Origin of the sequence: Corynebacterium sp. HMSC036D03, from assembly GCF_001836185.1 — a bacterium.
Classification (GTDB): domain Bacteria; phylum Actinomycetota; class Actinomycetes; order Mycobacteriales; family Mycobacteriaceae; genus Corynebacterium; species Corynebacterium simulans.
On the sequence record NZ_KV827754.1, the window covers coordinates 1 to 7367 of the forward strand.

Below are 7367 nucleotides of genomic sequence, written 5' to 3' on the forward strand. Positions count from 1 at the left end.
CAGCGGAGAGCTCTACAGAGACATCCCCACAGCCTCCGAAGCATCCGCTTCAAATCCTTCGCAATGCGCGAGCTGCTCTGACGAGGCGATTACTGGCTTCATGTACGCGTTGTGGAGGATGGCCCAGGCGAGCATCGCGCCGCGAAAAGAACAGCCGCGGCAGATACTTGCTTCCAGATTTATTCCGGTCAGGTCGTAGCCGGAGAAGTCTTTTCCGGAAATATCTCGGCCTGCGAATTCTTGGAACCAGGTATCAGGCGTTTGCTTATACATTGCCGGTTCTTCCTGTATAAGGGCCAAAACGGGAAACGACGCGGCGCCCCTACAGCAGCCGCGTCGCCCCTATTCCCTATCACTCACAACGGATTGGAGAAACCGTTTGCCTACCCCCTAAGTAGGCATTGTGAGCAAGATTCACTCTAGCACCGATTGGAAACAAAACGGTAACCAATCAAAAGTTTCCACAGAAGGAATCACAAAATTGCATGTTTGGTCTAATTTTAGAAAAACCAATTAGTCAGTACATTTAGCGTCTTAGCCTTTTCGTTTCGCCGAAAAGCCGCGCTTCATAATACCTATCGAAAAAATTCCAACTGCTACAAGGATGCCAAGCCCGATCCACGCGAGGCTCAGCTGCCCCGAGTTACCGGCAACCGTAAAGCCAACCGTTGACCAGTGCATTGGCAGCAAGCCCATCACGGTCTTCCACACCCCGGCCACAGCGGTGGCGGCAGTTGCAGACTTCCAGAACCAGCCCACCGCAGCAAGTTGCAGCAGGCCAAGAACGATGACCACGCCAAACCCAAGCTTCGGGAAGTAGTGCAGCACCACTGCCGTAAGACCAGCGCTTCCCAACGCGGTCGCCGCAGCCATGGCAGCAGCCAGCCCCGCAGCCATACCATCAACGCCGGTAGCCAGAATCATAAAGACAATCTCAGCCGCGGCAGTCAGCACAACTACACCAGCAAGAAGGCTCAGCCAAGGCTTCCGCGAACGCACCACATAAGCGCCCAGGGCAGTTCCACCGAGCGAGACCATCGCCGCGATAAGCAGCGCCACGATGGGGCTCAGCAGCTTTACTTCCATACCCTGACCAGCCGCGGCAGCCGGCAACGCACGCTGCACATCCTGCACCTTGGTTTGGTTCTGCTTCGCCATGCCGTCAACACGCTTGGCACCTTTGTCCAGCTTGTCGACGCCACCGAGAGCCTCATCAACCTTGGAGTTAAGCTCCTTGGTGCCATCGTTCAAACGCTTGGCGCCATCAGCCGCCTTATACACGCCATCGTGATAGGCATAGCCATTAACCGCGAGCTGATTGGAAAGCTCCCGTGAGCCATCCTTCAAACGCTTGAGTTGGTTAGTTAGATTCTGGTCAATCTGAAAATTATTGACTTGATTGCGCAGGTCCCCGAGCTGCGACTTGATGTTGCGCGCCTCGGGGGAATTATTTCCCTCAAGGTCCTTCAGCGTGCCGTCGATGGCGGCCAGCAGCTGGCCCTGCACCACGGTAAGACCTGTAATTTGATCCACTGCGTTGCCAACACCGTTTGCTACCTCAGTCGCACCATTGCCCAGCTGATTGGTGCCGGACTGCAGCTGAATCAGACCGTCGTAAAGCTCCTGCGATCCGGCGCTGAGCTTGTCGACGCCACCGCCCAGCTCACCAGCACCATCCTTCAGCTTGCCCGTGCCGGTGGAAAGCTGCTGGGTTCCCGACTTCAAAAAGCCAGCCTGGGCCTGCGCCTGGCTTGCAGCACGCGCCGCCTCGCTTAACGACGCCGCACCTGCTTGACCTTCTGTCGGCGCACCGGTTCCCTCACTCGACCACGCACGTGAGGCATCCCACCCCGGCACGCCTGTCACAATGGCACCTACCACCAAGGGCAGAACCACCAGCAAGCACAGAAGTGCGCCACGCAGGCGCGAGGGACGGGACGGCAAATCAGCAAGGCGGGAGTTCATCCTTTAAAAAATATCGCTCCCACCACCGCAAACAACGCAGGCGCGCCGTTTTAAGTCGGGGCAAAGATACAGAAATCCCAAAACTTCCAACCAACTGATCATAGGATTTAGCCCATGAAACGTTCCCTACTGATTCTCCCCCTAGCCGCACTTCTTCCACTCACCGCCTGCTCCCCCAAAGACACTGCAGATAGCGAGCCGCAGTTCGCAGCAGCCGAATCCAACACGGCCGCAAAAGAAACCGCCACTAGCGAGACCCCAACCACCACCAGCAGCAAGGCCGAAGAAGCACCTGCCCCAACAACGAAGACCGTCACCGCCACGGCCAAGCCGGAGCAGCCAGCGCCAGATACGCCACAGGCGCAAAGCAAGGGCAGCTGCTCAGTCGATGCACTTCAGCAGGCCAACACCTCGATGAGCAACATGACTGTTATCGATTGTGACGGTTCGTGGGCATACGTTGGCCAGCGCAATACCGATTGGCTCACCTGGGCTTATTGGGATGGCCAAAAGTGGAAGAGTGAACCTCACATCGGCACCACTCTCACTGGCATGGGCGGACCCTGCTATGACGTCGAAGGCATGAAAGCACGAGGCCTGAGCGACGCTATGGCAGTGGACGCTCAGGCCTGTGATTAGGAGGTTGTATTACGTGCTAGTTCTTCTCTGCGAAGAGCTCACGGACGCGCTTTTCTAGGCGTGGGGAAACTGCGCCCCAGTAAGCGTAGATGCGTTCCTCGGTCTCGGAGGAAACGCCAGCCATGGCGTTGGTAATGTTGTCCGCCATGCGCTCCTTCTCCTCGTCGTTATAGACGTTCTCGTACAGGTCGGTTGCCTGCGCGGTATCGGAATCCTCAGCGTGGCGGACATACGGTGCGCGAACCAAGTCCAGACCTGCCGGGTCCGGGTTGACGTAGAGATCCGGAGCGGTGGTGGTCTCCAGCTCGCTGCGATCGTTAACGTCACCGTCAAGGTAGCCGCCGCCCTTTGCGTGGCGGTTCGGGGAGTAAACCGGATCCTCAGGAGCATTGAAGAGGAACTGCATACTGCCCTCGTGCTCGTAGGTGTTGACCTTGTCCGCATTCAGCGGCTGGTTAACCGGCAGCTGCTTGTAGTTCGGCCCAATGCGGTAACGCTGCTGGTCAGCATAAGCAAAGACACGAGCCTGCAGCATCTTGTCCGGAGAAAGGCCGATGCCCGGGACCAGGTTGGAAGGATCCAGTGCAACCTGCTCGATCTGCGCGAAGAAGTTGCGTGGGTTGCGGTTGAGCACAAAGTATCCGACATCAACCAATGGGTAGTCCTTCTTGGACCAAACCTTGGTGAGGTCAAACGGGTTGAAGCGGTATTCAGCTGCTTCAGCAAGCGGCATGATCTGCACCTTGACGTCCCAGATTGGGTAGTCGCCCTCTTCGATGGCGTTGTAGAGATCCTCGCGGTGATAGTCGGCGTTCTTGCCGGCCATCTCGCCTGCCTCAGCATCAGTGAAGTTCTCAACACCCTGGCGAGACTTGAAGTGGTACTTCACCCAGAAGGCCTCGCCTTCCTCGTTGACCCACTGGAAGGTGTGGGAACCGTAGCCGTTCTGGTGGCGGGTGGTCTTCGGTGTACCGCGGTCACCCATCAAGTAGGTGACCTGGTGAGTGGACTCTGGGTTGCGGGTCCAGAAGTCCCACTGCATATCCGCGTCACGCAGGCCGTTGACGCCGAGTCGCTTCTGGGAATGAATGAAGTCAGGGAACTTCATACCGTCACGTAGGAAGAAGACCGGGGTGTTGTTGCCGACGATGTCGTAGTTGCCGTCCTCGGTGTAGAAACGCAGTGCGAAGCCGTGCACATCGCGCCAGGTATCCGGAGATCCCTGCTCGCCAGCAACGGTGGAGAAACGCCCCATCATTGGGGTGACAGTGTTTAGTTGAAAGAGATTCGCCTTGGTGTAGCGCGAGACATCGTTGGTGATGTGCAGCTCGCCAAAGGCGCCATGACCCTTTGCGTGCGGGGTGCGCTCTGGCACGCGCTCGCGATTGAAGTGCGCAAGCTTCTCAATCAGGTGAATGTCATTGAGAACAACTGGGCCGTTCTGCCCTGCGGTAATGCTGGTATTCTCGGTAGCAACCGGCTGGCCGGAAGGGCTGGTGGTATTTGGGCCGCCCGCGGGGCGCTGACCCTTGTCGAGGACCTTGTCAGCTTCAGAGTTAGTCATGGAAAGCCTCCTAAGAAAACTAGCGGGAACTAGTCAATAAAATTGTTGATAATTTGGGGTGGATTATCAATCACGGACAAGCGATAACCTACCCCGTTTAATAGGCCCTCGCAACAAAAATCAGCAAATTAATAAGTTCTGGCAGGGAAATCTAATTTAGCGTTCATCCTGGTAAGTTCATTTTGGTGAAACACCACTCCGAGCATGACGACGCCCGCGTCACTGACCTTGCGCTCAAGGCCGGCCGCGGCGATCGCGCAGCTCTCACGGAGTTTATTAAGTCCACTCAGGATGATGTGTGGCGTCTTCTCGCACACCTAGGCGGCGCGGAAATCGCAGACGATCTCACCCAAGAGACGTACCTAAGAGTTATTGGCGCACTCCCCCGCTTCGCCGCGCGCTCTTCGGCTCGCACCTGGCTGCTCTCTCTCGCGCGCCGCGTATGGGTGGACAACATTCGCCACGACATGGCGCGTCCCCGCAAGGCCGCAACGGAATATGAAGACGTAGCGGCACAGACGCCTTCGACCGAGAACTCCGGAGCGTGGAGCGATTGGATCGACGCCCGCACGCTAATCGACGCCCTGCCCGCAGACCGCCGCGAAGCCCTCATCCTCACTCAGGTATTGGGCTATTCCTACGAAGAAGCAGCCAAAATCGCTGGCGTACGCATCGGCACGATTCGTTCCCGCGTTGCCCGCGCCCGCAAAGACCTCATCGAAGGTACGGGAGCCTAGCCGGGAATCATTAGCGCGAATCGTTACCTACTATTTATCAGGCTTCACTTTCGGTACAATTAGCTGCGATTTTAGCGCCGGAACCCAGAAGTTTTCGCGAAAGTTCTGTGCACTTTTAGAAAATTTTCTGGATGAAAGACATTAAAGAAAAGTAGCATGGCTTAAAAACACACGTGACAAATCGAAGGTCGACCCGGGCCAGCGCGCTACAAAAAATGCGCGCATTTCTTTTTGCCCGGCGCGTGTGAGAATGCGAGAAATCTCCTCATGATGAAACGCGCATTGGCTATCTCCATGGCGTTTATCGGTGTTGTTGTCGGCGCGGGCTTTGCCTCTGGCCAGGAAGCTATGCAGTACTTTGTCGCCTTCGGAACCACTGGTTTCTGGGGCGTAGCGCTGGCTGCCGGGTTGATGATCATCACCGGCATTGCAATTTTGCAGCTGGGATCTTATTTCCAGGCCACAGAGCACACGGCGGTGTACGACAAAATTTCCGGACCAATTACCTCCAAGATCTTGGACTGGTCCACGATTGCCACGCTCTTTTCCATCGGCTTCGTGATGTTCGCCGGTGGCGGATCCACCATCACGCAGCAATTCCCAGATATAAAGATTTGGGTAGGCGCAACGCTGATGTTGGTGCTCGTCCTGCTTGTCGGCCTGCTCGACGTTGACCGCGTCACCGCAGTCATCGGCACCATTACTCCATTCATCATCATCTTTATCGTCTTGGCCACCGGCTATACCATCGTCACCGCCGACGTCGATTGGAGCCACCTCAACGAATTCGCCACGAATAGCGTTGACACCCCGCTGAGCAGCTGGTGGCTCGCCGCCCTGAACTACACCGGCCTGAACGTCATGTGCGCGGTGTCCATGTCCATCGTCATCGGCGGCAACATCCTCGACAATCGTGCAGTGGGCATCGGCGGCCTCATCGGCGGCTTTATCTACCTGCTTCTGCTGACACTGCTCGTGGTCTCCCTATTCATGGTGGCACCGACCGTGCATGGAAAAGATCTGCCGGTTCTAGAACTCATCAACACCATTCACCCGTCTCTGGGCTATGTGATGACGATTGTCATTTACGGCATGGTCTTTAACACCGCAGTGGGCATGTTCTACGCGCTGGGCAAGCGCCTGACCCGTAAGAAGCCGAAGCTTTTCTACCCAGTCTATGCCGCTTCCTGCATCATCGGTTTCATTCTTTCCTTCGTCGGTTTCAAGTCTTTGGTCAGTAACATCTACCCAATCTTGGGCTACCTTGGCCTTTTGATGATTGCCGTTATGGTCTTCAACTGGGTTATAAAACGCGACAAGATTACTTCCGAAAGCAAACGTCGAGTGCGTGCTCGCACCCTGGTCCAGCGCAAGCTCGACCCGCGCGAGCACTTCACCAAGAAGAACCAGAAGGAGCTCGCAAAGCTCGCGGCCGCTTCCAATATGAAGACCGACGAGTTTGAGGACACCGTTGCCGAAGAAATCCACGAGGAGCTCGAGGCAGATGACGAACTCGAGTACGACCGTGAAGATCCTGATCCTTCAGTTGTCTTCGTCGAGCACACCAAGCCAGAAGTTCCACGAGACTAATACAAAGCTCTCCCCTTCCTGCTTAAGCAGACCTTTCCAAGGCGTATGAGTTGGCCTAACCCAGCTCATACGCCTAATGTTTTACAACGCACACGTGATAAATCGAACGTCGAACCGGTCTTGCGCCACCATGGCAGCAAACGCCTCGCACACAAACTGCACAGCCTGCAAAATGATGAGCGCGGACTTACCCTCCGGCGCGTGTGAGATAGCGAGACTCTCCCACACCTTATGTTTAAACGCGCAGTAGCCATCTCCATGGCCTTTATTGGCGTTATGGTCGGCGCTGGCTTTGCCTCCGGCCAGGAAGCCATGCAATATTTTGTATCCTTCGGCACGCTCGGATTGTGGGGCATGGTATTGGCCGCCGCCCTCATGGTCGTCGCAGGCATCGCTTTCCTACAGCTTGGTTCCTATTTCCAGGCTTCGGAGCATACCGCTGTTTACTCCCAAATCACCGCGCCTATCACCTCGAAGATCCTCGACTGGGCCACCATCATCACGCTTTTTGCGGTGGGCTTTGTCATGTTCGCCGGCGGCGGCGCCAACCTCGCCCAGCAATTTTCTTCCCTCCCAACGTGGGTGGGCTCCTTGATCATGCTGGTGCTGGTGCTCATCACGGGGCTTCTCGATGTCGATAAAGTCACCGCTGTCTTGGGCTTTATCACGCCTTTTATCATCCTCTTCATCGGCTTCGTCACCATCTACACTTTGGTGACGAACCAAGCGACCTTTGAGGAAGCAAACAACTACGCCATCCACAACGTTGATCCGGCAATCGCTAATCCTTGGATCGCCTCCCTCAATTACACTGGCCTGACCGCTATTTGCACCGTTTCTGAAGCGTCCTGGGTTTAGTTCCGCTTCTTTTA

At 56.1% G+C, this 7367-nt stretch carries 7 protein-coding genes; 4 read left to right on the forward strand and 3 right to left on the reverse strand.

What is annotated here, in order from left to right; genetic code table 11:
• Positions 1-12: 12 nt before the first annotated feature.
• Entirely contained in the window at positions 13-273 is a 261-nt protein-coding gene (locus tag HMPREF2692_RS11585; protein ID WP_070497559.1) for a pentapeptide repeat-containing protein, read from the reverse strand.
• A gap of 261 nt (positions 274-534) precedes the next feature.
• Positions 535-1965: a hypothetical protein gene (locus HMPREF2692_RS11590; RefSeq protein ID WP_070518294.1), complete on the reverse strand. Its 1431-nt coding sequence runs from the start codon at positions 1963-1965 to the stop codon at positions 535-537.
• A 114-nt stretch (positions 1966-2079) separates the two neighbouring features.
• Between HMPREF2692_RS11590 and HMPREF2692_RS11595 the strand changes: the two genes are divergently transcribed.
• The gene (locus tag HMPREF2692_RS11595) at positions 2080-2604 is read left to right on the forward strand and encodes a hypothetical protein (protein WP_070518296.1); all 525 of its coding nucleotides are present in this window, start codon (positions 2080-2082) and stop codon (positions 2602-2604) included.
• 16 nt (positions 2605-2620) lie between these two features.
• Here HMPREF2692_RS11595 and HMPREF2692_RS11600 read toward each other — a convergent pair whose 3' ends face one another.
• Positions 2621-4168, reverse strand: coding sequence for a catalase (locus HMPREF2692_RS11600; protein WP_061920137.1), 1548 nt, complete (start codon positions 4166-4168; stop codon positions 2621-2623).
• 185 nt (positions 4169-4353) lie between these two features.
• On the opposite strand from HMPREF2692_RS11600, the gene HMPREF2692_RS11605 reads away from it, so the two are divergent.
• The 3 genes from HMPREF2692_RS11605 (at position 4354) to HMPREF2692_RS11615 (ending at position 7353) form a co-directional block, all read left to right on the forward strand.
• Positions 4354-4905, forward strand: coding sequence for an RNA polymerase sigma factor (locus HMPREF2692_RS11605; RefSeq protein WP_061920135.1), 552 nt, complete (start codon positions 4354-4356; stop codon positions 4903-4905).
• 267 nt (positions 4906-5172) lie between these two features.
• Positions 5173-6495: a YkvI family membrane protein gene (locus tag HMPREF2692_RS11610; RefSeq protein WP_061920133.1), complete on the forward strand. Its 1323-nt coding sequence runs from the start codon at positions 5173-5175 to the stop codon at positions 6493-6495.
• A 231-nt stretch (positions 6496-6726) separates the two neighbouring features.
• Positions 6727-7353 (forward strand): hypothetical protein, encoded by a 627-nt coding sequence (locus HMPREF2692_RS11615; RefSeq protein ID WP_070823690.1) that lies wholly within the window; start codon positions 6727-6729, stop codon positions 7351-7353.
• Positions 7354-7367: the final 14 nt, after the last annotated feature.

What these genes read in the sequence shown, in the direction of transcription:
- HMPREF2692_RS11585 (WP_070497559.1), bottom strand. Translation starts at nt 273, where the DNA reads ATGTATAAGCAAACGCCTGATACCTGGTTCCAAGAATTCGCAGGCCGA.
- HMPREF2692_RS11590 (WP_070518294.1), bottom strand. Translation starts at nt 1,965, where the DNA reads ATGAACTCCCGCCTTGCTGATTTGCCGTCCCGTCCCTCGCGCCTGCGT.
- HMPREF2692_RS11595 (WP_070518296.1), top strand. Translation starts at nt 2,080, where the DNA reads ATGAAACGTTCCCTACTGATTCTCCCCCTAGCCGCACTTCTTCCACTC.
- HMPREF2692_RS11600 (WP_061920137.1), bottom strand. Translation starts at nt 4,168, where the DNA reads ATGACTAACTCTGAAGCTGACAAGGTCCTCGACAAGGGTCAGCGCCCC.
- HMPREF2692_RS11610 (WP_061920133.1), top strand. Translation starts at nt 5,173, where the DNA reads ATGATGAAACGCGCATTGGCTATCTCCATGGCGTTTATCGGTGTTGTT.
- HMPREF2692_RS11615 (WP_070823690.1), top strand. Translation starts at nt 6,727, where the DNA reads ATGTTTAAACGCGCAGTAGCCATCTCCATGGCCTTTATTGGCGTTATG.